The organism is Nitratireductor aestuarii (genome assembly GCF_014641695.1).
Taxonomy (GTDB): Bacteria; Pseudomonadota; Alphaproteobacteria; order Rhizobiales; family Rhizobiaceae; genus Chelativorans; species Chelativorans aestuarii.
Genome location: NZ_BMIF01000012.1, coordinates 1 through 21,996 on the forward strand (window position 1 = coordinate 1; position 21,996 = coordinate 21,996).

Consider the following 21,996-nt stretch of genomic DNA (forward strand, 5'->3'; position numbering starts at 1 on the left):
CTCGCGCTGCTGCGCATGCCACCGGATCGCCGTCGATGGTGCCACGCCGAAACGCGCCGCCGCCGCCCGGCAACTCAGCCCGCCTTCAATCGCAGCCAGAAGCCGAACCCGCAAATCCATTGAGAGAGCGTGACCCATCCATGCCGGCCTCCTTCACCAGCATCGATCCTGAATCAGAAATCAGCCGGCGAGGGAATCCCTCATCGATTCAAAGCGGTCGAAAACCGCTCTAAGGCGCAGAAGTCAGGAGACAAGGGTAGGGTGGAGAAGCTGATCTCTATGCTCCTGGACGCGCTGGCCGATCAGGGGTTCGATAAAGATGCCTCATTAGACGTCATCGACGATCTAATCGCGCGCTACACAAAGGGCGGTTGGGATTTCCAACGTAAGACGCACCTGACGTCAGATTGAACGGCTCGGGATATCGAACACTGCAGATCGGTATCGATTCGTCTTTTTTGTGCTTTCCAAATGACTCTTTACAAACGCAGTTTGCCTTCTTCCGTCTGTTTTCCCCCGTTACTTCATCAAACGGCGTTTGCGCATGAATCGCGTTTCCAGGATTTTGGAAGATCGCATCAGGCGCGTATCGGCAGCTTCTTCAATTGCCTTCAAGGCTGCGATTTGTACAACGAACCAGGCGGGGGATTGGCTTCTGTCTGCAATGCGTACGGCTATGGGTATGAACAAGGTCGAAACGGCTTTCGGTGGAATTGGGTGATCAATACCGATGATCCCGAATAGTGGCACTCTTAAAAGCGTTCTTCATGGCTAAACAACACCGGATGCATGCGACCATCCTGACAAAAACATACCAAATCCAGCGCGTTCGTGCTCGTCTCTGAACTCCCTGAGAAACGAGAAAGGATAATAGTACTTGCGGACTCGTGATCCATGACCAAATGCGGTCGGGCGGCACGTCAGTGCGAAATCTTTATCCCAAATCTCTGGTTTTTTGGAACCAGCGCTCTGATCAGCAACTCCCTGTTGGTCAGTTACGGACGTCCATCTATTCACACGCGGAAATCTTCTGACAGTTTCCCACGTACCATCAACCCCCGTAATTTCCCTTCCCGGATCTTCGCATCTGTTCGTTCATATTCGAGAACAAATATCATGAAGTCGCGGACCATTTTTCGCGATAGCGCCCTCATCGACGAGAGAAGACTTTTCACTTCAGCCATGAATGGTGATCTCTCCTCTTCCTCCTCCTCAATAAACTGTTGGAAAGGGTTTGTAGACAGTAGGGTAGCCGGGCTAACTTTCAATGCGTTGGCGATCTTTTCCAAAGATGTTTGCGTATAGGCCGTCTTGCCATTTTCAATATTATTGATGTTGGACTGCGACACACCGATTTTAGTGGCTAATTGTGCTTGGGTGAGTTCGCAATAAATTCTCCATTCCCTGATGTAGTGACCAACTCCTTCTGGTGTCATCGCTGGTACCCTTCACTTTGAATTATCATTATGGAAGATGCAAAAATTTGTTTGACAAATAAAACAGTTCCTGGCAATAGGTCCGCATCGCCAACGGAAAGGGAGAAGCGATGTCAAAAAACAAGCGACGTTTAGTTCCTATTTGCTACGCAGAAAATTCCGCCGAACGGATTCGGCAAGAGTTATACGAAGCAAGCTCATTGCTTCATGATGTCATCGGCGATATTGATGACACTGGCCGCGACACTGTCGCTTATGGCCACAGGGAAATCACCAAGACAGACGTGACTGCTGAGACAGGCAATAAGATTGCCTTGTTGGGCAAGCCCTACTTCATTTCCCATCAGGTCGGCAAAGCCGAAATATCCTTCCCCATAATATAATCGACGTACAACGCTCTACTTGCCTGCATCTGGCCAGATAAGGGTCGGCTTACAGCGAGAGCCGAGCAGGTTCAGTCGGATCGAGACATGAGGCCTTCCCGGATCATGTCCTGACAGATTGTCGTGACGGCAAACTAAGCGGATCAGAATGTAAAGCATTCTGACCATGCGTCTTTGCGCGGAAGTTCGTCCGGTCCTCCGCGCCGAACCGACCATTCATCACACCCTGACTTTGGCAGCGATGGCCCTCGCAACGGCCTCGCTCGCCCTAACCCGAAAAGGAAGAACTCAATGGCAAATGAAATCGCAACCCTGACTACGGAAGAACTGACCCAGCAAGAGATTGTTGACCTCAATATCGCCACCGCAGCCTTGACCGCATTCTGGCAAGCTGTGGAAGCGAACCAGAACTGGTGGCATGACCAGGGCTTTCGTCCGGTAGTCAACTGCTGCGTGCTGAGCGCACTGGCGGTACAGGATATCCTACACGGCATGGGGCATATCGATGCAATTGTGGTCAAATCCGGCTTGCATCTCCAGCGCTTTGAAGGGGGGAAGCCTTATCATTCGGTCACCATCGGTAGCCCTTCCACGCCTAGCCTTCCCGGCCTAGTGAATGCTCATATGGTGGTCAAACTTGGCAACCTTATCATCGATCCCACAATTGGTCAGGTTCGGCGTTCGTGGAATGACATTCCAAAATCTGCAGTGATCAAGACGTATATCGGGTCCGCACGCCGACTTCAGCTTACCGATAAGTGTTCTGTTCATGTTACGGCGCAACACACTCGGCGCAGTTACGATCATGATCTCGTGCTGAGTTACTTCAAACCGTTCCTCACGGTCGATCGGAAGACGCGCAAGTGGCGCACTGCTCCCGACACAAACTACGAGCGACGTGCCCGCTTTGTGGAAACTGCTCTGGCTATCACGAACACATCGACGCGTCTCGCTGCTTAACCATTCAAATTCAAGAAAGGAAAGATTATGATTACTGAAAACAACGTAAACGATTGCGGTATTGATAAAGCCCGCCACGCTTTGGCTGCCCGTATTTTTGAAGATCTGAAGGAGGGCCGGTTCTCTCCGCTGGCGGACGAAGCAGCGGTCGTGAAACATTACAGCCGGTTCCCTTCGGATTCTGCCTGGCAGCAGTTCTTGCGTGCATGCCGCGCGTACTCCACACTCCGCGGGTGCTTGGTACTCGTTGACGACACGAACGAGTGTTTCGTTGACAGCGCCGAAATCAACGGCGAATACGATTTCGAGTTCATGAACGAGTTTGCATGCCGTTCTGCAACGATCTACCGGGACAAGCTGCGCGGGTTGGAAAAGCAGGGGTTGGTTTTGCTGACGGTGTACCTGCTTCCAAGCGCAAACTATGAGAAATTCGCTTGGTCCCATTTCAGTGAGCGCGGCGAGTATGTAGGCGAGATCAAGGTACAGCTCGGTTAAGACGATCGTCTATTTTCTTAAGTCAAGCCCGGGAGCACACTTCGATCGCTCCCGGGCTTTACATCATGACAGATTCGGGCTGACGAGATCGTTCAGAACAGGGGTGACCACGGGTCTTTGACCCGCTGACGAAGAAAATTGGGTGTTCAAGCGTCAGGTCCAGCTTCTCACTGATGGCCCGCGGCGTGATCGGCGGCAACAAGATTGTAGATTTCGTCCGCCCTATTGCCCTTAATCTCACTAATGCTCTCTTCGGCTGCCGCGACAGCAGCAGCTTACGGCAACATACCCTATTGGGCGTATCGCTTCTTTTCTTTCTCTATGGGGCGAAGCTCTCGACGGCAACGATTGCTCAGGGGCTCACGAACTGGAGCCTTCAGTCCCTCTGCCTTCTGTGCACGTTCCTGTTGTTACCCGCGCTGACCTTCGCCATCAGTCCCCTGACGGCGAGCCTGTTGCCTGCCGCCGTCAGTGTCGGGTTCCTCTACATCGGCTGCCTGCCGTCGGAGTTGTAAACGGCAATTCATAAAACTAAAGGTTGACGTACGGGTGGCGCGCCGATATAGTCAATTATCGATCTTTTGCTTGCCGAGTTTTGTCTACTTCGCGATTGGCACCGCGTCTTAAGCGATCTTTTCTTTCAAAAATTGTCGGTTTCACTTGCGTGGTATCGCTACGCGGATACTCAATCTATGCTTTGAAAGGGTTTCTTATGACCAACGGCACAGTTAAATGGTTCAATTCCACCAAAGGCTTCGGCTTCATTCAGCCTGACAACGGCGGCGCTGACGCCTTCGTTCATATCTCTGCTGTCGAGCGCGCTGGAATGCGCGATCTCGTCGAAGGCCAGAAAATCGCCTTCGATCTTGAGCAAGACATGAGATCGGGCAAGATGTCGGCCTGCAATCTGCAAGCTGCTTAAAGCTGGCTGCTTCCCTTTGACCACGGATGTACTGGCACTGCTGGAAGCGCGTTAAGATCTTGAGGCCAGGCGGTTTGCCTGGCCTTTTTCATTTAGCCCCAAGCAACGCCGCAATGCTGGCGTTGCCTACTTAGGAACAAGATTTGAGAAACTCTCTAAACAATGATTTCACCGACAGACGTTCCACTGCTGCGGACGCAAAGGCCAATCTCCTTAGCGCCTACCGTGCCGCCAAGGAGATCTCCGAGCCAACGCGTCTCGCCAGGCAGGCTGAGCGAATTCTGATTGTGGAAGCTCGCGAGGCACGAAAAGCTGAGCGCGACAGACTGAAGTCTGAAGAGATGGCACAGGCGGAAGCCATGATTGCCGCAGAGAAGGCGCAGGCCGACGCAGCCGAGGTGGCAGAAATAGAAGCCCGCAAGAAAGCCGAGAGCGCTCGCATCGCGCGGGTCGTGGAAGATGAGGCGGCAAGAAAAGCTGAACGCGATCGGCGGTATGCGGCCCGCAAGGCCAGACAGGCGTAGACTAAGTCGTGCGCAAACTTCCGCTCGGGGCTGCCCCTATGCGGCGAAGAACAGAGATATTGTTGCGGATAAGTTGACAGCCTTCCAGATCGTTGAGCCGCAGCGCTTCGCCTGGAACGTCCCCGCGGCAATACTCGCGATAGCAGTGCACAGTCCGCGTAGCGGGCGCTCGACATCGTGAGTTGGGCCTGCGGCAGATAAAGCAGATCGTGCGTCGGAAAGTCGATACGGATCTGCAGCGAGCTAGCTGTAGCGTTTGGGTTGTCCATCATCTTCAAACCAGTCGAACGGATTATCTGACATGTTGACGATGATGCTTTTGATCTGCGTATATTCTTCGTAAGCCGGTATTCCGTTCTCACGTCCGATGCCGCTCATCTTAAATCCGCCCCAGGGCGATGCAGGGTCGATACGGTGGTGATCGTTGATCCAGGTAATGCCGCAATCCAATCGGTGAGCAACGCGATGGGCGCGGGCAATGTCACGGGTCCAGATGCTTGTTGCGAGTCGAAACACCGTGCCGTTGGCGATCGATATGGCTTCTTCTTCGCTGTCAAACTTCATTACACAGACGATCGGGCCGAAGATCTCCTCTTGAGCGATCCGCATCTGAGGCTGTACCACCGTAAAGATCGTAGGCGGGAAGAAGTAGCCATTCTAGGACGCGGGTGGTTCAAGTGCTGCGATCCAGCAGGTCATCGCGGGCAACGCTGACGCCGCCCTTCCTGCCCCCAGCGCTTTCCTGAATGCGGTCGCACAAGGTTACGATCTGCGTTGGATATACTCTTACCAGTACGCCAATATCTTCACGTTGGCCGCCACGGAGGCGTCGGGCATCACGACTATCCAGGACTTGAAGGGAAAGCGGGTTGGCGTCTCTGATCTCACTGGTGGTGAAGTGCCGCTGGTCCGGGCGGTTCTGGAGGAAGCAGGTCTTTCGCAGGGCGCTGACGTGCTGCTGGTACCGGTGGGCGATGGTTCCGCACTGACCATCGAGGCTTTGCGGAACGGCCAGGTTGATGCCTACTCATCCAACCTTTTCGATATAGCGGCTATCCAGGCGCAAGGCATTGGAATGGTGACGATCCTCCCGCAGGAGGCACAGGATTTCTCCGCCAATGGTGTCGTTGTTTCGGCGCAGATGCTTGAGGATAATCGCGAGAAGCTGGCTGGCTTCCTGCGTGCCGTTGCCAAGGGCGTCGTCTACGCCGCTGCCAATGACGAACGCGCCTTTGCCCTCGCGGCGGATATCCGGCCTGAGGAATTTGAGGACAAGGCAATCGCTCGGCCCAGTTGGGATGTGGCCCGTCGGCTGAAGACGCCGCCGGCTGCTCTCGAAGATGCGAGGCTCGGCTCACACTACCTGGACGGTTTCCAAGCCTATCATGACTTCCTGCGTCAGGGAACGGAAGAGAAGGTGCGTTGCCTGTAGATGTGGATCTCTCCAAGGCACTTGACGTGTCATTGATCGACGCCGCCAACGACTTCGACAAGGCCGCTGTGGAATCTGCACAATGATGGTTGAGCCGATCAGGGAGACTGCGTCGCCGATAGTGGCGGCGCAGGACGCACGCCCACCGGTTATAGAGATCAGTGCGCTGGGCAAGACTTTCACGCTCGACTCCGGTCCCGTCGTTGCTCTGGAAAGCGTTGATCTGACCATCCGGAAAGGTGAATTCATCTCCTTTGTGGGTCCGAGCGGATGTGGCAAATCAACATTGCTCAACATGGTTGCAGGGCTTCTGTCGCCCAGTCAGGGTGAGGCGACACTGAACGGCGCGCGTATTGACGAGCCATCGCGTCAGGTGGGTTTCATGTTTCAGACTGCAGTGCTGCTTCCTTGGCGCACTGTCGAAGAAAACGTCCTCATGCCTGCGGAAATTTTTGGCACGAAGACGCAGGCTTTGCGCGAGAAGGCACGCTCGGTGCTCGAAGCCGTGGGTTTGGGCGAATTCTTGAAGGCTTATCCTCAGCAGCTGTCTGGAGGAATGCAACAGCGCGTCTCGCCCCGGACGCTCACCTCCGAACCGGACGTGCTGCTGATGGATGAGCCGTTTGGCGCGCTTGATGAGTTTACCAGGGAGGCGATGAATATGGAATTGATGCGGATCACGCAGGCCGCTGGCATCACGGTGCTCTTCGTAACCCACAACATCACAGAAGCAGTGTTCATGGCTGACCGGGTGGTAGTGATGACGCCCCACCCGGGCAAGGTCTCCGGAGTGGTTGATGTCGATCTGCCCCGCCCGCGCGACATCGGACAGATGCAGGAGCAGAGATTTACTGATCTCATGTTCAAGGTAAGAGGAATACTGGGTCATGGCTAAGTCAGCAGCCCTGCAAATGGGGCAGCAGGTCGGTGCGTCGTTCCAGAACGGAAAAAAACAGGAAGATCTGCGGTATCGCCTCTATTCCTTGGCGATCATCATAGTCATCCTGGCCGTATGGGAGATTGCGCCAAGGCTGGGTCTGGTTTCACCGATCATCCTTCCATCCTTTACCGCAGTGGTCGGAGCTCTGATCTCGTTGATGCAGCAGGACTTCTTCCTGCGTCATTTCAGCGTGACCCTAACCGAGATTGTGGTGGGCTTTGTGCTGGGTACTTCGATTGGACTGGTGCTGGGCATCGCCCTTGCTGTCTGGCCGGCCGCCAAACGCATTGCGTACCCCTTCGTGGTCGGGTTTCAGGCAATTCCGAAGATCGTCTTTGCGCCCCTCTTCATCGCTTGGTTTGGCTTCGGGATGAGTTCCAAGGTTGTCATGGCCGTGGTCGTCTCGTTCTTCCCTGTTCTAATCAATACGATGGTCGGGCTTGAAAGCGTTCCCGCAGAAGCGCGCAAGCTGATGCGCTCGATCAAGGCAACGCCCCTGCAGACGTTCCGCAAAGTCTCGCTACCCCACGCACTCCCGGTGATCTTCGCTGGTGTCAAGGCGGCCCTGACATTCGTCGTTATCGGCGCTATCGTCGGCGAGTTCGTTGGCGCCTCCGAAGGCCTCGGGTATCTCGTTGAGCTCTACAAGAACCAGCTTCGTATTGACCGGGTGTTTGCTGTTATCGTGATACTGGCAGCTATTGGAGCCGGCGGGTATTTCCTGCTTGAATGGTTGGACCGCAAGCTGATCTTCTGGCGCAGTGATGTTGAAGGAAAATAGGGTCGCCATGAAGCCGAATGTCAAAGTCATCGTTATTGGTGGCACCATAACAATGACGCCACAGAAAAGCGGGGGCATCGCGCCCTCGCTTACCGGCGAGGACCTGATCAGCGCCATACCCCAGCTCGTTGAAATCGCCACTGTGGATGTCATTACACCGTTCCTCGTGCCCGGGGCTTCGCTTACGTTCGAGCAGATGAGCAGGGTCGCTGTTCTGATCAAGGCGTCAGCGCACGGAAACGTCGATGGAGTGGTCATTGCACAGGGGACTGACACCATTGATGAAACAGCCTTTTTGCTGGACCTCGTGGTGGGGGCGGGTGATCCCACCCTCGTCGTCACCGGCGCCATGCGTGGTGCCACCGCGCCCGGCGCAGATGGACATGCAAACATCGTTTCTGCGATTACGGTTGCCGCGTCCGCCAGAGCCAGAGGACTGGGAACCCTGGTGGTTCTCAACGACGAGGTGCATGCCGCCTGTTTCGTGCAAAAGATGGATACGGGCTTGCCGTCTGCTTTCATGTCCCCCGGCATAGGCCCAATCGGTAGCGTCAGCGAAGGCAGGTTTCGTCTGCACACCAAACCAGCCATATCGCGCCCGAAGACACTTGATCGTCTGGCTGCTGCGCCGGTTGCAATCGTCAAGACCGGTCTGGGCGACGATGGACGCCTCTTGGATGTCCTGCCTGAACTTGGCTTTCGAGGTGCAATTATCGAGGCGACCGGAGCAGGACATGTCCCCCAACAGATCGTCGAGCGACTTGCAAAACTCGTGGAATACATGCCGGTAGTACTGGCCACCCGCGTTCCAGCAGGTCCCGTGTTCAACGCCAGCCACGGCTTTCCTGGTTCCGAGATGGACCTGATTGGCCGTGGCTTGATCCCGGCAGGCCTACTGCCGCCTCACAAGGCGCGGCTCCTGCTCGCCTGCCTGGTGGGATCGGACCTTTCCCTCGATGAGATAAAGGCCCAGTTCAGGGTCTTCGCTTGAACTCTGGGCACAAATTGGGACAAAGCCATGACTGAAATCGATGCTGAGCGTATAAGCCGCCGACTTCCATATGAGCCGATAGCCACCCGACCGAAGCTCAAATTGCCTGACGGCAAACGGGTAGCGGTATGGACCATCGTGAATGTTGAAAACTGGTCTCCGGCCGCAGCGATGCCGCGCACTGTTCTGCCGCCTCCGATGGGACAACCTCTATTACCGGACATACCCAACTGGGCCTGGCATGAATACGGCATGCGGGTTGGCTTCTGGCGCTTTGTCGAAGCTTTGCGTGAACGCGGCCTGAAGGCAAGTTTTGCGGTCAATGGGACCGCGTTCAAGATCTACGAAGCTGCATGTCAGGCGGCCCTCGACGCCGGTTGGGACTTCGTTGGTCATGGCTTCATCCAGCGTCCCATGCATAAGGTTGAAGATCAGAAGAAAGCAATTGCCGACACGATCGAGGCAATTCGCGCCTTCACCGGCAAGCCGCCGCGCGGCTGGGAAAGCCCAGGTCTGACCGAAACCGAAGAGACCCTGGACCTTCTTGCGGAAGCAGGCATCGAATACGTCTGCGACTGGTGCCTGGATGATCAGCCGGTAAGCCTGGCAACGCGGGCTGGCCCGATCGTGTCAGTACCCTATACAGTTGAAATAAATGACGTCGTGCTCACCGCCATTCAGGGTCATCGCTCCGATGAAATATATCGGCGCGGCGTCGATCAGTTTGATAGGCTCTACGCTGAAGGCCGTGAGAATGCACGCGTCATGGGGATCTCCATTCACCCCTATCTCACCGGCGCACCACACCGGATCAAGTATCTCGAGATGTTGTACGACTACATACTGGGTCATGCAGATGTTGCTATGATGACCGGTGCTGAGATCCTGGATTGGTACAAGGCCACTGCTCGGCAAGGCGTGTAAGGCTCTGCCCTTCAGAAGCGTATAGTGCTGTGGGGCTCGTTGCATATGTCCCACCGCTTACTTGCTAGCTGAGGTGGTAAAGGCGAATTCCCTGTGAGCTAAGCTCAGAAGCGTTCTGCGGAAGTGGAGCATAGGGCTTAGTTCAAAAGATGCTCCCGCTTCAGCTAGATCTGCCTGGGCTCTTAAGTCGCCTTGCCCCATCCCACATAATCGCTACTCACATGGTTTCAGAAAGCAGCTCTGCCGCGTTGTCTCCGCAGCGCGCGCATGGGTGAGTTTGGAGACGTATATCGGATGCATGATCTCTTGGTGCTTGGTGTAGCGGCATTTGCGGCCGGGGTTTTGAATACGATCGCGGGTGGCGGTACGTTTTTGACCTTCCCGGCGCTGGTCTTCACGGGCGTGCCGGTCGTTTCTGCCAATGCCACCAGCACTGTTGCCGTCTTTCCCGGCTATCTCGGCGGTGCGCTCGGTTTTCGTCGTGAGATCGCCGAGCTCGAGAACCCGTTTCTCGTCAAGGTTATCCTTGCAACGATGGTAGGCGGTCTCGCCGGCTCGCTGCTTCTGCTTGTCTCCTCCAATGATGCGTTTTCAGTCGTGGTGCCCTTCCTGCTGGCTGCCGCTACCCTTGCCTTCGCGTTTGGCGACCGCATCCGGACATGGGCTGAAGCAAGGAAAATGAATGCTGCCGAGAGCATCGGCACGACGCTCGCTTCGGTTTATGGCGGCTATTTCAATGGCGGGTTGGGGATTATCCTTCTGGCGCTATTCTCGCTGTGGGGGATGCGTGATCTCCACCAGATGAACGGCTTGAAAACGCTCCTATCCTTCGTCCTCTCAGCCATTTCGGTCGTGACCTTTGCCGTAGCCGGAATCGTGGAGTGGCCGCAGGCATTGCTGATGATGGTTGCTGCGACCGCCGGCGGCTATGCCGGTGCGCCCTTGGCGCGCATTCTGCCGCGCGCGGCAGTGCGTGCGACGGTCATTGTGGTCGGCGCCGGCATGAGCGCGCTCTTCTTCCTCCGTCTTTTTGCATGATCGCAAGCGAAGGCGCTGCTGCGCGACGGAGTAACCGTCTTCTTCATTGTAGCTAGAGTGTGGAATTATGGTCATGGCCGAGGCGTTTGCCTGCTTCTGTCAGCCGCTCGGGATACGGAATTGAAAAGTATTGAGCCCCTCGGTCGGGAGCGTGCGCTCGTTTGCGCGTTCTGGGATGCATAAATCGGCTAGCTAGTAGTTCCAGGATGACACATTGCCCGCCTGCCTCATCTGATCACGCAACTGGATCACGCAGTCGATTTCCTATCTTGGTCGGGTGAGATGCCCATTACCGTCAACTGGCGACTACGGGAACTACTTGCAGGTCCGCTGCTCCGCCAACTCATGGAGTGAGTGGATTGCTTTTGGTTCGCTGCAACAGGCCATCTTCACTAAGCGCTTCCACCGTTGATCATGCGGCCTCGCCAGCCGTGCCATACGATCGACTGGGCGCTACTTCGGTCGACGAACGGCTCTCACCATTCCGCTGTTTCCGCCTCCGCAGAAAAAGCGTTCCCCGCCATCACCCTCCAGGCCGGAAACATGGGTACCGTCAGGCATGTCCAGCCGTTCAAGCACTTCACCCGTTTGTGGGTCGATACGGCGCAGATCGCTTTCGTCGCCTTCCCACGTGCCATGCCACAGCTCGCCATCGATCCAGGTCACGCCCGTAACGAACCGGTCGCTTTCGATCGTGCGCAACACCTTACCGCTCTCGGGATCGACCTGATGGATCCTGCGGCCGCGGTGTTGACCAACCCAGAGCGATCCTTCGGCCCAGGCCAATCCTGAATCGCCGCCCTCGCCAGGCGCTGGTATCGTGGCGATCACCTGACCGGTCCAGGGATCGATCTTGCGGATCATGCCGTCTCCGATCTGGAACAGGTACTTGCCATCGAATGCCGTCCCTGCATCGGCGGCGACATCGATCGATTGCACGATCTCTCCACTCTCGGCATCAAGAGCGTTCAGCTTTTCGCCGGTCGCAAACCAGATGCGACTACCGTCAAAGGTGACCCCAGCGATGTGATCCGCATCGGGAAAGGGACCGTACTCCCGGATGACTTCGGCCTTTGCGTGTTTCATGGCCCCATCCTAGCCGGAAAACTCCGTAATGGGGAGCAACAAGCTTGTCGGGAATCCAGGGACACCGGATGTGATCCAGCGGCGGGCCCGCCCGCGCCCGAAGGCTGCGACCTTGCCTAGGTTGGCAAGCTCTTCCAGCGCCCGCTGGACGGTACGCGGGCTCACGTTCAACGCCAGCGCCAATGCTGAGCTTGACCAGGCTTCGCCATCGCTGAGCAGCGCCAGCACCTTTCCGTAATCACTTTCGACTGGCGGTGTCAGAACGCCGACCTCAGCTCCCGCGTGGGCTGCAGGACGAAACCGCGCCTGGTCGCCCGCAGCGTCGCCAGCGGTTTGATGGCCTCCCGCAGGCGGGCGATTTCGACCCGCAGTCGCGCACGGTGCGAGTCGTCGGCGTGCCGTGCCCCGAAAGCCTGGTTGAGCAGCGTTTCGCGCGCCACATCCCCGGGCCACTCTGCTGCGAGCGCCCGCACGAGCGCTAACAAGACGGGACGGGTGGAGAGCGAAACCACCTTTCCGCCAGCGCGCACCACATTGCGGCAGGCATCCACGACAAGCGTTTCCGAAGCAAATAGTCGCTCCACTTCTTCCAGAGCGAGGAGCCGTTCGACGTCACGACCGACGAAGCGAGCCGTCGGTGCATGGAATGCCTGCACTGCCTGCTCGACCTCAGCCTGCAACGAGGGAATGCGAGCGGCTTCCGCCCCCAGCCTCGCCCGTTCCAGGGCCGCTCTGGCCGGGCCTGTTCTGACCTGCCGGATGGCTATGCCCGCGCGCACCAATTCGTACCCCACCCGCGGAACACGCGGAAGCTGACCGGCATCAATCGCATCGAGCACTCGTTCAGCCTCATCGAGGCGGCCGATCAGCAGAAGGTGCCGTGCTTCAAGGTAGCCGGCGTGCGCCCCATTGGTTCGATCGCCATATGCGTCAAGCACCGCGTGCGATTTTTAGAGCATCTGCAAGGTTCCGCCCAGATCGCGCAGTACCAGCGCGATTTCTGCCTCCGCGACGGCACAACGGGCACGGGGTAGGGGGTCTCTGGGGCCGAATGCACGCGCTGCCCGTCGCAGAAGCTCCAGCGCACGGGCGAGATCGCCGAGTTGCGCCATCGCAATGCCCCGCAGAGCCAACGCCGGCGGGTCATCGCGCAAGGCAATCCGTTTCAGCGCTGCAAGTGGGTCACCCTTCGAGAGAGCATCTGACGCGGCACTGATCATTGGGTCCATCGAATCCCGTCACATTTGTAACTCTCACCCGCCCCTGATGCTCGGCTAGCCTCCTTATACCGCACTTAACGGGAGGAACGGAAATGAGTGGTCAGACAGGATCATTCGATTCATCGCCAGTACCAGCCCGGTGGCTGGGTCTCGCGGCCATGCCGACCTTCGCACTGATGGCCTGCATGACTGCGGTCGGCTCATCCGACATATCTCTGTGTTCAGTAACGCCCGCCTTTTTTCCGATCAACGAAATGGCGTTCATGTATGTGCTGATGTGCGTCTTTCACCTGTCGCCATGGCTGAACTTGATTTCTGCCCGTTCGCGGTTCTCCCACATCCTTACCACGCAAAGACCAGGAGACTGAGAATGCAACACGCTGTTGTTACACGCGATGAGTGGCTGAATGCCCGCCGCGAAATGCTGAAAGCCGAGAAGGAACTGACGCGTCTAGGCGACAAGGTCACCCGTGAACGTCTGGCACTTCCCTGGGTGCGTATCGGCAAGGAATATGTGTTCGACACATTGGAGGGGCGGCGTGGGCTGGCTGACCTCTTTGACGGCCGGTCGCAACTTCTGGTCCAGCACCTCATGTTCGCGCCGGGGCGGAAGGAAGCGTGCCCGAGCTGCTCGTTCATGGCCGATCACATTGATGGCATGAACAGGCATCTGGCGCATCACGACGTCACCCTGATCGCCGTATCGCGGGCGCCGCTTGCGGAGATCGAGGCCTACCGCAACCGCATGGGCTGGCAGTTCACATGGGTGTCGTCCTTTGGCAGCGACTTCAACTACGACTTCCGCGTCAGCTTCACACCGGAGGAGATCGCCAGTGGACATATCGACTACAACTTCGGCGAATGGGCCCACACCGGGGAGGAGTGGCCCGGGGTCAGCGCCTTCTATAGGGACGACGCAGGCGAGCTGTTCCACACTTACTCGACATACGGGCGCGGCGTCGAGGTGATGATGGGCACCTACAACATGCTTGATCTCGCACCCAAGGGGCGCAACGAGTCCTCAGGCATGGACTGGGTCCGCCGCCACGATCGCTACGAGTAGTTCTCCTGGAAGCAGGAGGGCGGTCGGTGCGCTGATCATGCTGGCGGGCATCTATTATGGTGCTGCCTATGGCGGCTCGACCACAGCCATCCTAGTGAACCTGCCCGGCGAGGCGTCCTCCGTGGTGACGACCATCGACGGTCACCAGATGGCAAAGCAGGGCAGGGTGGGGCCAGCGCTTGCTGCTGCCGCCATCGGCTCGTTCTTCGCCGGTTGCGTCGGCGTTCTTGCCATGGCCATCTTTTCGGGCCCGATTGCGCAGGTCGCCTTCAAGTTCGGCCCGGCCGAATATTTCTCGCTTATGCTGCTCGGCCTGGTGGGCATGGACGTCAATTCCGGCGTCGTGCGCTTTTCCTTCGGCAGCACGGCGCTTTGGGAAGGCATCGACTTCATCGTCATCACGATAGGCATTTTCGCATTCGCCGAGATCGTTACCACGCTCGAGCGAAAATCTTCGAGCGATGCGGTGGTCGCACCCATAAAAACCCTCATGCCGACGCGCACCGATATCCGCCGGATGACGCCCTCCATCCTGCGCGGCTCGGCGCTGGGATCGGTGCTTGGCATTCTGCCGGGCGCGGGCGTTTCGCTGGCCTGTTCTTTGCCTACAGCCTCGAAAAGAAAGTCTCGAAATACAGTGACGAGTTCGGCAAGGGCGCCATAGAAGGCGTTGCTGGCCCTGAATCGGCAAACAATGCCGCGGCCCAGACCTCCTTCATCCCGACGCTGACCCTCGGTATTCCCGGCAGCGCCACCATGGCGCTGATGCTGGGTGCGATGGTGATCCACATCCAGCCGGGCCCGCAGGTGGTCACGCGCAATCCCGATCTTTTCTGGGGCCTGATCGTCTCCATGTGGATCGGCAACCTCTTTCTGATCATCCTCAACCTGCCGATGATCGGCATCTGGGTTCGCCTGCTGCGCATACCCTATTCGATGCTGTTCCCGGCGATCCTCGTCTTCTGCTGCATCGGCGTCTATTCCGCCTCCTACTCGCTGCTCGACGTCTATATGGTGGCTGGTTGCGGTGTGGTCGGCTATGTGCTGGCAAAGCTCGACAGCGAGCCGGCACCGCTCCTGCTGGGCTTCGTATTGGGGCCGATGATCGAGGAATATTTCCGCCGCGCGTTGGTTCTGTCGAACGGCGACTTCACAATCTTCGTCTCCCGCCCGCTCTCGGCTTTCCTGCTGGCGATTGCCGCCGGCATGATCGTCTTCGCCGCCCTACCTCACCTGCGCGATGCCCGCCTGGAAGCCTTCGCCGAGGACTGAGCGGCTTGCTCGGCGACATTCGCGAGGCGGCGTTGATCGACATGGCCAAGCGCCGCGCCGCGTCTCAGAGAAGCGCGGCGTTGCGCTGGTTGTGGATGCCCCAGGCTGCGGCTTGACCGCTTCAGTCGATGATAACGTCAGAGCCGAGCTGGCGAAGCCTCTCAAGCCCTTGCCGCATGTTTTGGATTTGCTCGGGCGAGTGTCCCTGCCAATGCAGCACCTCGGCGATAACCTTGAGAGGTTTTCTCGAGCGGTATGACCGTGTCGGGTTTCCCTGGAATTTCTTGTCGGTCAGGTTTGGATCGTCTTCGTAAGGGTCAGTCGCTTCGACCAGATAAACCCGTTCTCGGCCCTCGCCAGCTGCAAGCTCTGCTCCCCATATTGCAGCGTCCAGTGTAGAAGTAAAATAAACCCAGGAAAGAGTGGTTTCCTTCAGGAAATTGGAAGCATATCCGACCTCTATGAGGTCTCCGATCTTCAGATCAGCTTTTGTTCCATGAAGAAACGCTGGAGAAAATGGAGTTGGTGAGAGAGACATGAGATCCTCGTGGTCAACTTGCTGTCTGGGCGGGTCGGGAGGGCTGTCTTGTGTCTATCGGTTAGAAATAAAGCTGTTTTTGGAAGCCACGTTCCTCAAGAAGCACAATTGTATGCTGTTTGCGATAGGCTTTGGATGCAGACCTCGAAGACCTGCCAAACAGCCCGAAACTGATGGGCCCCTCAATCCAACATTGAGGGGCCCTAGGATGTTTTAGATCTGCATCAGGAAAGCTGGCTGCAGGCTTTCTTGATACGCTCCATCGCTTCGGCAAGGTCCTGCTTCGACGTGGCATAGGAAATGCGGAAGTAAGGCGAAAGTCCGAAGGCCGAACCCGGCACGACCGCCACATGTGCCGTTTCCAAGAGGTAGTCGGTGAAATCGACGTCGGTCTCAATCCGGCGACCGGCTGGCGTTGTCTTGCCCAGCATCCCGGCACATCCCGCAAAGGTGTAGAACGCACCTTCTGGCGTGCGGCACTCAATGCCCGGGATGGAGTTCAAGGCTTCAACGACAAAGTCCCGTCTCTCCTTGAAGCTCTGTTGCCGCTCTTTCAGGAAATCCTGCGGGCCGTTCAACGCTGCAACGGAAGCGGCCTGACTGACCGAGCTCGGGCATGACGTGGCCTGGCTCTGGATCACCGCCATCGCCTTGATCAGCTCCTTCGGACCACCAGCATAGCCGATACGCCAACCGGTCATCGCATATGCCTTGGAAACACCGTTTACCGTCAGCGTGCGATCCTTGAGGTGAGGGGCGATAGCGACAGGGGTCACAAAAGCAAAATCGTCGTAGACGATGTGCTCGTACATATCGTCCACCATCAACCAAACATGCGGATGGCGTTCCAGCACCTCTATAAGCGGCAGGTAATCGTCACGGCTATAGGCGGCGCCCGACGGGTTTGATGGTGAGTTCAGCAATACCCATCGGGTCTTCGGCGTGATGGCAGTTTCAAGCTGCGCCGCTGTCAGGCGGAAGCCCGCATCTGCGCTGCACGGTATAAGCTTTGAGACACCACCGCAGATCTCGACGATGTCGGAGTGTGAAGTCCAGTATGGCGTTGGGATGATGACTTCGTCGCCTTGGTCCAGCGTCGCCATGAAGGCGTTGAACAGGATCTGCTTTGCGCCCGTTGCGATGGTGATCTCATCGAGTGCGTAGTCGATCCCGTTTTCCCGCGCGAACTTACCCTTTACCGCCTGTTTCAGCTCAGGAGTGCCGTCCAGCGCGGTATACTTCGTATCACCGCGATCGATAGCTTCCTTGGCTGCAGCCTTGATGTGGTCCGGCGTGTCAAAGTCGGGTTCACCTGCACCCAGTACGATCACCGGGTGCCCCTCTTTCTTCATCGCGCTGGCCCGGGCTCCAATTGCCAGGATTTTCGACACGCCCACGCTTGCAATGCGCGAGGCGGGCCGAAAGATGGCGTCCGCAGCGGAAATATTCGAGGCTATCTTATTCACGTCTCTTTTCCGCCTGCTCGATCTACTCGATGTCGAACGTCACACCCTGTGCCAGCGGCAGCTGGGTCGAGTAGTTGATCGTGTTGGTCGCACGGCGCATGTAGGCCTTCCAGGCGTCAGAGCCGGACTCACGGCCGCCGCCCGTTTCCTTCTCGCCGCCAAATGCGCCACCGATCTCCGCACCGGACGTGCCGATGTTCACATTGGCGATGCCGCAGTCCGATCCCGCAGCGGAAAGGAAGGTCTCCGCCTCCCGCACGTTGAGCGTGAAGATGGAGGAGGAGAGGCCGGCCGCAACGGCGTTCTGCATCTCGATCGCGTCTTCCAGCTCGCTGTACTTCACCACATAGAGGATCGGCGCGAAGGTCTCTTCCAGCACGGGACCGCTGTGCGACGGCATCTCGACCAGCGCTGGGCGGACGTAGAAGGCGCTGTCCGGACCGGCGTCCGCGACGCGCTCGCCACCCGTTACCTTGCCGCCCAGCTCACGAGCTTCAGTGAGCGCCTTCTGCATTCCGTCAAAAGCCGAGCGGTCGATCAGCGGACCGACGAGTGCCTTGGTCTCCAGCGGATTGCCGACGGTCACGTTCTCGTATGCCTTGATCAGGCGCGGGACGAACGCGTCATAGATGCTCTCGTGGACGAAGAGGCGGCGCAGCGTGGTGCAACGCTGGCCAGCCGTTCCCATCGCGCCGAAGGCAACAGCCCGCAGCGCCATGTCGAGATCTGCCGATGGGCAGACGATGCCGGCGTTGTTGCCGCCGAGCTCCAGGATGGAACGCGCAAAGCGCTTGGCAAGCCGTGGGCCAACCTCGCGACCCATACGGGTCGATCCGGTTGCCGAGACCAATGCCACCTGCGGATGGTCCACCAGCACTTCGCCAATGGCACGGTCGCCGATCAGCACCTGCGAGAGTGCGGCCGGTGCATCGCCGAAGCGGGCAAGCGCGCGCTCAAAGATAGCCTGCGAGGCGAGAGCGGTGAGCGGCGTCTTCTCCGACGGCTTCCAGACGACCGGATTACCGCAAACGAGGGCCAGGGCGGCATTCCACGACCAGACAGCAACGGGGAAGTTGAAGGCCGAGATGATGCCGGTGACACCCAGCGGATGCCAGGTTTCCATCATGCGGTGGCCCGGACGCTCGCTCGCGATCGTGAGGCCGTAGAGCTGGCGAGAAAGGCCAACTGCGAAATCGCAGATGTCGATCATCTCCTGCACTTCGCCGAGACCTTCCGACGGGATCTTGCCTGCTTCGATGCTGACGAGGCGGCCGAGATCCTCCTTGGCGGCGCGCAGCTCTTCGCCCAGCAGACGGACCAGCTCGCCACGGCGCGGTGCGGGAACGAGACGCCAGGCTTTGAACGCCTCATGCGCTGCCTCGATCATCTGCGCGGCTTCCGCTGTCGATGCGCTCTTCAGCTCGGCGATCTGCTCGCCCGTGACCGGGCTGTAGCTTGCCATGTCGCCACCCTTCCAGGCGGAGTCCGCGACGCCCAGCCGGTCCAGGATGCGCGCTGTTTCCTGCTTTACGTTGAGGGTAACGCTCATTTTCATCTTCTCCGTAGTCTTAAAGTATTGCGGCTGTCTTCGACGCCGGCGTTCCGAATTCGACCGACCCGAGTAGGCCGGGCGACGTGATGGATTTAAACTCTGCCCCGAGCCTCTGCAGCTCGGCAGGTGTGTAGTGATTGTAGAAGGCCTGGTTCTTCCGTCCAATCGCGTGTTCGGCGCTGAAGCTACCGTGAAAGTCCTTGACGCAGACGTCAACAACCCATGCCCGCAGACTGTCCTCAAAGGTCGGGTCGGCTGCGCGAGGGTCATCGCGAGGCACAACCAGGTTGAAGTGGACGCCTCCATCGCCGATATGCCCGAAATCGCAGATCTGCACGCCCGGGAAACGCGATGGCATATGCTCCTTCATGTGATCCAGGAAGCGCATGACGTCGGCCCGCCGGAAAGCCAGATCGAAGGCGATCAATCGCCCGGAATTCTTGACGCCTTCCGAAAGCGCGTGCCGAAGCGCCCACACTTCGTGCGGCTTGCCGATGACCGCATCGGCGAGAAGTGCATTTTCGCCTTCCCAGATCGAGCCAAGCACCTCTTCCAGCATCTGGTCGAGCGGCTGTTCGCCCTTCAGAGGCGCGTTGCTGCGCGAGATCTCAAGCAGGAGTGAGAAGGGAGGAATGGTGCCTGCCTGGAATGGATTGCGCAGCGACGGTACATGGTCGAGCGCTGCGCGCACGGCATTATCGGACATGCCTTCAAGTGCCGAAAGCTGAGAACCCAATGCCTCTTCGAGCGCCAGCAACAGTTCCGGAACATCCTTGGGATCAGATGGCACCAGGATCGCTGTCGCCGTCTGGCGCGGCAGCGGTTCGAGGTTCAGCACACATTCGGTGACGACGCCGTAGGCGCCCGAGGTGCCGATGAAGATCTGTTTCCAGTCGACGCCCGTGTTGTTCTTGCGCAACGAGGAGGAGAGATCGAGGATCGTTCCTTCCTCATCCGCCAGAACAACCTTGAGGCCAAGGGTATTGCGGCGGACGTCGCCATAACGCAGGAACCGCGAGCCGCCAGTGTTGGTGGAAACCATGCCGCCAATGCGCGGATCTGCCCCAAGGTCGATCGGGAAGAACAGGCCATGCTCTTCCAGTTTGGCATTGAGATCCGACAGCCGCATGCCAGCGCCGACGTGAACGCTCCGGTTGGCTCGATCGAGATCGAAAGGTGCAGTCAAGCGCTCAAGGCTCAGCACACCCTGCGTACCCGTGCCATCCGGGGTCGAGCCGGACACGAGACCCGTGTTGCCGGATTGCGGGATCAGATGGATGCCGTTCCTGACACAATAGGAGACGACTGCCGAAACCTCCTGCGTGGAAGCAGGACGCGCGACGAAAGCCGCCCGCCCTTGGTCGTAGCGCGCACCGGTCTCATAGGCGACCCTGTCGGCTGCATCGGCGAGCAAACCTTTCTCGCCGAGCAGGGCCCGCAGCGCCTGGATATGATCCGTTGCGGTCACGCCGTTACTCCGCTGCCATGGCGAGATCGACCACCGAGAGGCAGGCTTCGATGGATGCCCGCTCGATCGCCGCATAATGCGCGAATTCATCCAGCACCGATGCTCCCAGATCCCGCTCGAACATGACCTGGTTCGGGCTGGCGGTGAACTCCTGCGTTGCGTCGTCGCCAAGGTTCGACTGGAAGATGCCAGCCGCACTGACTGGCAGGAAGTCTTCGTAGACGATCGGGTCGAACTGGACGAAACCCTCTGCAATGGCGGTTTCGAGATCCGTCTTGTACCCGGCTGCAGCCTCGCCCTTGGCTGTCAGGCTGTAGCGGAAATAACCGAGGCCAGCCTTGCGGATCTCATTCCAATCATCCGGAAACGCCTGGAAGACCTGAGCCAGCGCCGCCACGTACTCGGCAGAATTGGAGCCGTCGGCAGCTGGGCGTACCAGTGCGCGGGTGTCGTTCAGCAGCTTGTCGTAGAGACCACGGCCCTTCGGCGTCAGGGCGAGGCCGCGCTGTTCGATCTCGCCGAACCGCGCGGTGTGTGAACCCTTCTTCCACTCGCCGTCCTCGCCTATGAAGGACACGGGCTCTTCCAAAGCCTTGAACGACGTCTGGCGCAGCAGGATCGGGCATTTCCGCGTCGGCGGGCCTTCAACCACAGCCTTGGGCGCGATGCCATGGGCAGGCATGCGATCCTGAACGCTGTCGATGTCGAGCGTGCGGGGTGTCAGATGGTTGATGTGCGGGCCCTTGAAGGAAACGACATCGGCGATCAGACGATGGGCGTCGTGCAGGCGCTTGTACATGTCGGCGCTGACGATGGCCCGGTCGTGCCAACGGAAGGTCTCGAGCACTTCGGCGACGAATTTTCTGGCGTCCGGCTCCGTGAGACCACCTTCGCTCTCGGCCTTCTCGACAAGCGAGATCGCGCCATCCGTAAAGATGCGGCGCTCGGCGAGCACGGCGGCCGCTTCGGCCCGCAACTGCTCATCTGCGATGAGGTCGAGACGCAGGAGCGAGGTAAAGACGCGGAAGGGATTGCGCTTCAGGCTTTCGTCTTCGATCGGGCGGAAGGCGGTCGAGTGGACCGGGACACCTGCGGTGGAGAGGTCGTAATAGCCGACCGGGAACATGCCCATTACCGCAAACGCGCGGCGCATCATTGCGAGCTCCGCCGGCGTGCCGAGACGAATGGCGCCATGCCGCTCTTCCGAAATGCGGGCAAGCGAGTCAGTGGCCGCCAGCCGCTCCTTCAGCGCCGGATCGTTGGCGAGCGTCTCTTCATTGACTTGTGCGACAAGGCTCATGAGCGTGCCGTAGGCGGGCACCTCGTCGCGATACATCGCCGACATGGCGGCGGAGAAAGCTGAGCGGATCTCGTCAGGCGAGACGAAGCGTGCATTGGTCATGGTTATCGAAAGGCCCTGCGGACATTTTGGATGAAACATTCTGTTTTAGTATGATAAGCGCTCCAGGGCGTGATATCTCATGCTAATTCAGACTGTTTTGATG

The 21,996-nt window shown here is 58.3% G+C and carries 22 protein-coding genes and 4 pseudogenes; 16 read left to right on the forward strand and 10 right to left on the reverse strand.

The features are described from left to right. Positions 1 to 138, reverse strand: a 138-nt coding sequence (locus tag IEX27_RS16665) for a helix-turn-helix domain-containing protein (RefSeq protein WP_188722221.1), incomplete at its 3' end; no start/stop codon positions are given. A gap of 123 nt (positions 139 to 261) precedes the next feature. Here IEX27_RS16665 and IEX27_RS16670 point away from each other — a divergent pair. After that, positions 262 to 411, forward strand: a complete 150-nt coding sequence (locus tag IEX27_RS16670; RefSeq protein ID WP_188722222.1) for a hypothetical protein — start codon at positions 262 to 264, stop codon at positions 409 to 411. A 602-nt stretch (positions 412 to 1,013) separates the two neighbouring features. On the opposite strand, the gene IEX27_RS16675 is transcribed toward IEX27_RS16670, so the two are convergent. After that, positions 1,014 to 1,436: a helix-turn-helix domain-containing protein gene (locus tag IEX27_RS16675; RefSeq protein WP_188722223.1), complete on the reverse strand. Its 423-nt coding sequence runs from the start codon at positions 1,434 to 1,436 to the stop codon at positions 1,014 to 1,016. A gap of 110 nt (positions 1,437 to 1,546) precedes the next feature. Here IEX27_RS16675 and IEX27_RS16680 point away from each other — a divergent pair, with 110 nt between their 5' ends. The 6 genes from IEX27_RS16680 (at position 1,547) to IEX27_RS16705 (ending at position 4,720) form a co-directional block, all read left to right on the forward strand. Further along, positions 1,547 to 1,819 carry a hypothetical protein gene (locus tag IEX27_RS16680; RefSeq protein WP_188722224.1) on the forward strand — a complete coding sequence of 91 codons (273 nt, stop codon included), beginning with the start codon at positions 1,547 to 1,549 and terminating at the stop codon, positions 1,817 to 1,819. Between the two features lie 291 nt (positions 1,820 to 2,110). Beyond that, entirely contained in the window at positions 2,111 to 2,779 is a 669-nt protein-coding gene (locus tag IEX27_RS16685) for a hypothetical protein (RefSeq protein WP_188722225.1), read from the forward strand. Positions 2,780 to 2,806: 27 nt separating this feature from the next. Further along, positions 2,807 to 3,274, forward strand: a complete 468-nt coding sequence (locus IEX27_RS16690; protein WP_188722226.1) for a hypothetical protein — start codon at positions 2,807 to 2,809, stop codon at positions 3,272 to 3,274. 173 nt (positions 3,275 to 3,447) lie between these two features. Next, entirely contained in the window at positions 3,448 to 3,789 is a 342-nt protein-coding gene (locus IEX27_RS16695) for a bile acid:sodium symporter (RefSeq protein ID WP_188722227.1), read from the forward strand. A gap of 197 nt (positions 3,790 to 3,986) precedes the next feature. Beyond that, complete coding sequence (locus tag IEX27_RS16700; protein ID WP_188722228.1) at positions 3,987 to 4,196, forward strand: cold-shock protein; 210 nt, start codon at positions 3,987 to 3,989, stop codon at positions 4,194 to 4,196. 143 nt (positions 4,197 to 4,339) lie between these two features. Next, a complete protein-coding gene (locus IEX27_RS16705) occupies positions 4,340 to 4,720 on the forward strand; it encodes a DUF6481 family protein (protein ID WP_188722229.1) in 381 nt (126 codons plus the stop codon). Positions 4,721 to 4,963: 243 nt separating this feature from the next. Here IEX27_RS16705 and IEX27_RS16710 read toward each other — a convergent pair. Next, positions 4,964 to 5,365: pseudogene (locus tag IEX27_RS16710) on the reverse strand (aldehyde dehydrogenase family protein); the annotation flags it as partial. 37 nt (positions 5,366 to 5,402) lie between these two features. Here IEX27_RS16710 and IEX27_RS16715 point away from each other — a divergent pair. The 6 genes and pseudogenes from IEX27_RS16715 to IEX27_RS16740 all read left to right on the forward strand — a co-directional run. After that, positions 5,403 to 6,152, forward strand: a pseudogene (locus IEX27_RS16715) (ABC transporter substrate-binding protein); the annotation flags it as partial. 85 nt (positions 6,153 to 6,237) lie between these two features. Continuing rightward, positions 6,238 to 7,047, forward strand: coding sequence for an ABC transporter ATP-binding protein (locus tag IEX27_RS16720; RefSeq protein ID WP_188722231.1), 810 nt, complete (start codon positions 6,238 to 6,240; stop codon positions 7,045 to 7,047). Next, entirely contained in the window at positions 7,040 to 7,873 is an 834-nt protein-coding gene (locus tag IEX27_RS16725) for an ABC transporter permease (RefSeq protein WP_188722232.1), read from the forward strand. The genes IEX27_RS16720 and IEX27_RS16725 overlap by 8 nt, the downstream gene beginning before the upstream one ends. Beyond that, positions 7,857 to 8,864 (forward strand): asparaginase, encoded by a 1,008-nt coding sequence (locus IEX27_RS16730; RefSeq protein WP_244630418.1) that lies wholly within the window; start codon positions 7,857 to 7,859, stop codon positions 8,862 to 8,864. Before IEX27_RS16725 ends, IEX27_RS16730 begins: the two co-directional genes overlap by 17 nt. A 27-nt stretch (positions 8,865 to 8,891) precedes the next feature. Beyond that, positions 8,892 to 9,788 carry a polysaccharide deacetylase family protein gene (locus IEX27_RS16735; RefSeq protein ID WP_188722233.1) on the forward strand — a complete coding sequence of 299 codons (897 nt, stop codon included), beginning with the start codon at positions 8,892 to 8,894 and terminating at the stop codon, positions 9,786 to 9,788. A gap of 294 nt (positions 9,789 to 10,082) precedes the next feature. Next, positions 10,083 to 10,826, forward strand: a complete 744-nt coding sequence (locus IEX27_RS16740; RefSeq protein WP_188722234.1) for a sulfite exporter TauE/SafE family protein — start codon at positions 10,083 to 10,085, stop codon at positions 10,824 to 10,826. Positions 10,827 to 11,279: 453 nt separating this feature from the next. Here the strand turns inward: IEX27_RS16740 and IEX27_RS16745 are convergent, their stop codons facing one another. Next, the gene (locus IEX27_RS16745; RefSeq protein ID WP_188722235.1) at positions 11,280 to 11,912 is read right to left on the reverse strand and encodes a Vgb family protein; all 633 of its coding nucleotides are present in this window, start codon (positions 11,910 to 11,912) and stop codon (positions 11,280 to 11,282) included. Positions 11,913 to 11,921: 9 nt separating this feature from the next. Then, positions 11,922 to 13,141: pseudogene (locus IEX27_RS16750) on the reverse strand (helix-turn-helix domain-containing protein). A gap of 83 nt (positions 13,142 to 13,224) precedes the next feature. Here IEX27_RS16750 and IEX27_RS16755 point away from each other — a divergent pair. The 3 genes and pseudogenes from IEX27_RS16755 (at position 13,225) to IEX27_RS16765 (ending at position 15,467) form a co-directional block, all read left to right on the forward strand. Next, positions 13,225 to 13,500 (forward strand): hypothetical protein, encoded by a 276-nt coding sequence (locus IEX27_RS16755; RefSeq protein WP_188722236.1) that lies wholly within the window; start codon positions 13,225 to 13,227, stop codon positions 13,498 to 13,500. A 2-nt stretch (positions 13,501 to 13,502) separates the two neighbouring features. Continuing rightward, positions 13,503 to 14,195 carry a DUF899 domain-containing protein gene (locus tag IEX27_RS16760; RefSeq protein WP_188722237.1) on the forward strand — a complete coding sequence of 231 codons (693 nt, stop codon included), beginning with the start codon at positions 13,503 to 13,505 and terminating at the stop codon, positions 14,193 to 14,195. A 37-nt stretch (positions 14,196 to 14,232) separates the two neighbouring features. Continuing rightward, positions 14,233 to 15,467, forward strand: a pseudogene (locus IEX27_RS16765) (tripartite tricarboxylate transporter permease). 121 nt (positions 15,468 to 15,588) lie between these two features. On the opposite strand, the gene arr reads toward IEX27_RS16765, so the two are convergent. From arr to hglS, 5 genes are all read right to left on the reverse strand, one after another. Next, positions 15,589 to 16,005, reverse strand: a complete 417-nt coding sequence (arr, locus tag IEX27_RS16770; RefSeq protein WP_188722238.1) for an NAD(+)--rifampin ADP-ribosyltransferase — start codon at positions 16,003 to 16,005, stop codon at positions 15,589 to 15,591. Between the two features lie 224 nt (positions 16,006 to 16,229). Continuing rightward, positions 16,230 to 17,462 carry a pyridoxal phosphate-dependent aminotransferase gene (locus IEX27_RS16775; protein ID WP_244630423.1) on the reverse strand — a complete coding sequence of 411 codons (1,233 nt, stop codon included), beginning with the start codon at positions 17,460 to 17,462 and terminating at the stop codon, positions 16,230 to 16,232. A gap of 31 nt (positions 17,463 to 17,493) precedes the next feature. Continuing rightward, on the reverse strand, positions 17,494 to 19,020 hold the full coding sequence (amaB, locus tag IEX27_RS16780; RefSeq protein ID WP_373869895.1) for an L-piperidine-6-carboxylate dehydrogenase: 1,527 nt from the start codon (positions 19,018 to 19,020) through the stop codon (positions 17,494 to 17,496). Between the two features lie 19 nt (positions 19,021 to 19,039). Further along, on the reverse strand, positions 19,040 to 20,491 hold the full coding sequence (locus IEX27_RS16785) for an FAD-binding oxidoreductase (RefSeq protein WP_244630419.1): 1,452 nt from the start codon (positions 20,489 to 20,491) through the stop codon (positions 19,040 to 19,042). Positions 20,492 to 20,495: 4 nt separating this feature from the next. Beyond that, positions 20,496 to 21,893 carry a 2-oxoadipate dioxygenase/decarboxylase HglS gene (gene hglS, locus IEX27_RS16790; protein WP_188722240.1) on the reverse strand — a complete coding sequence of 466 codons (1,398 nt, stop codon included), beginning with the start codon at positions 21,891 to 21,893 and terminating at the stop codon, positions 20,496 to 20,498. Positions 21,894 to 21,996: the final 103 nt, after the last annotated feature.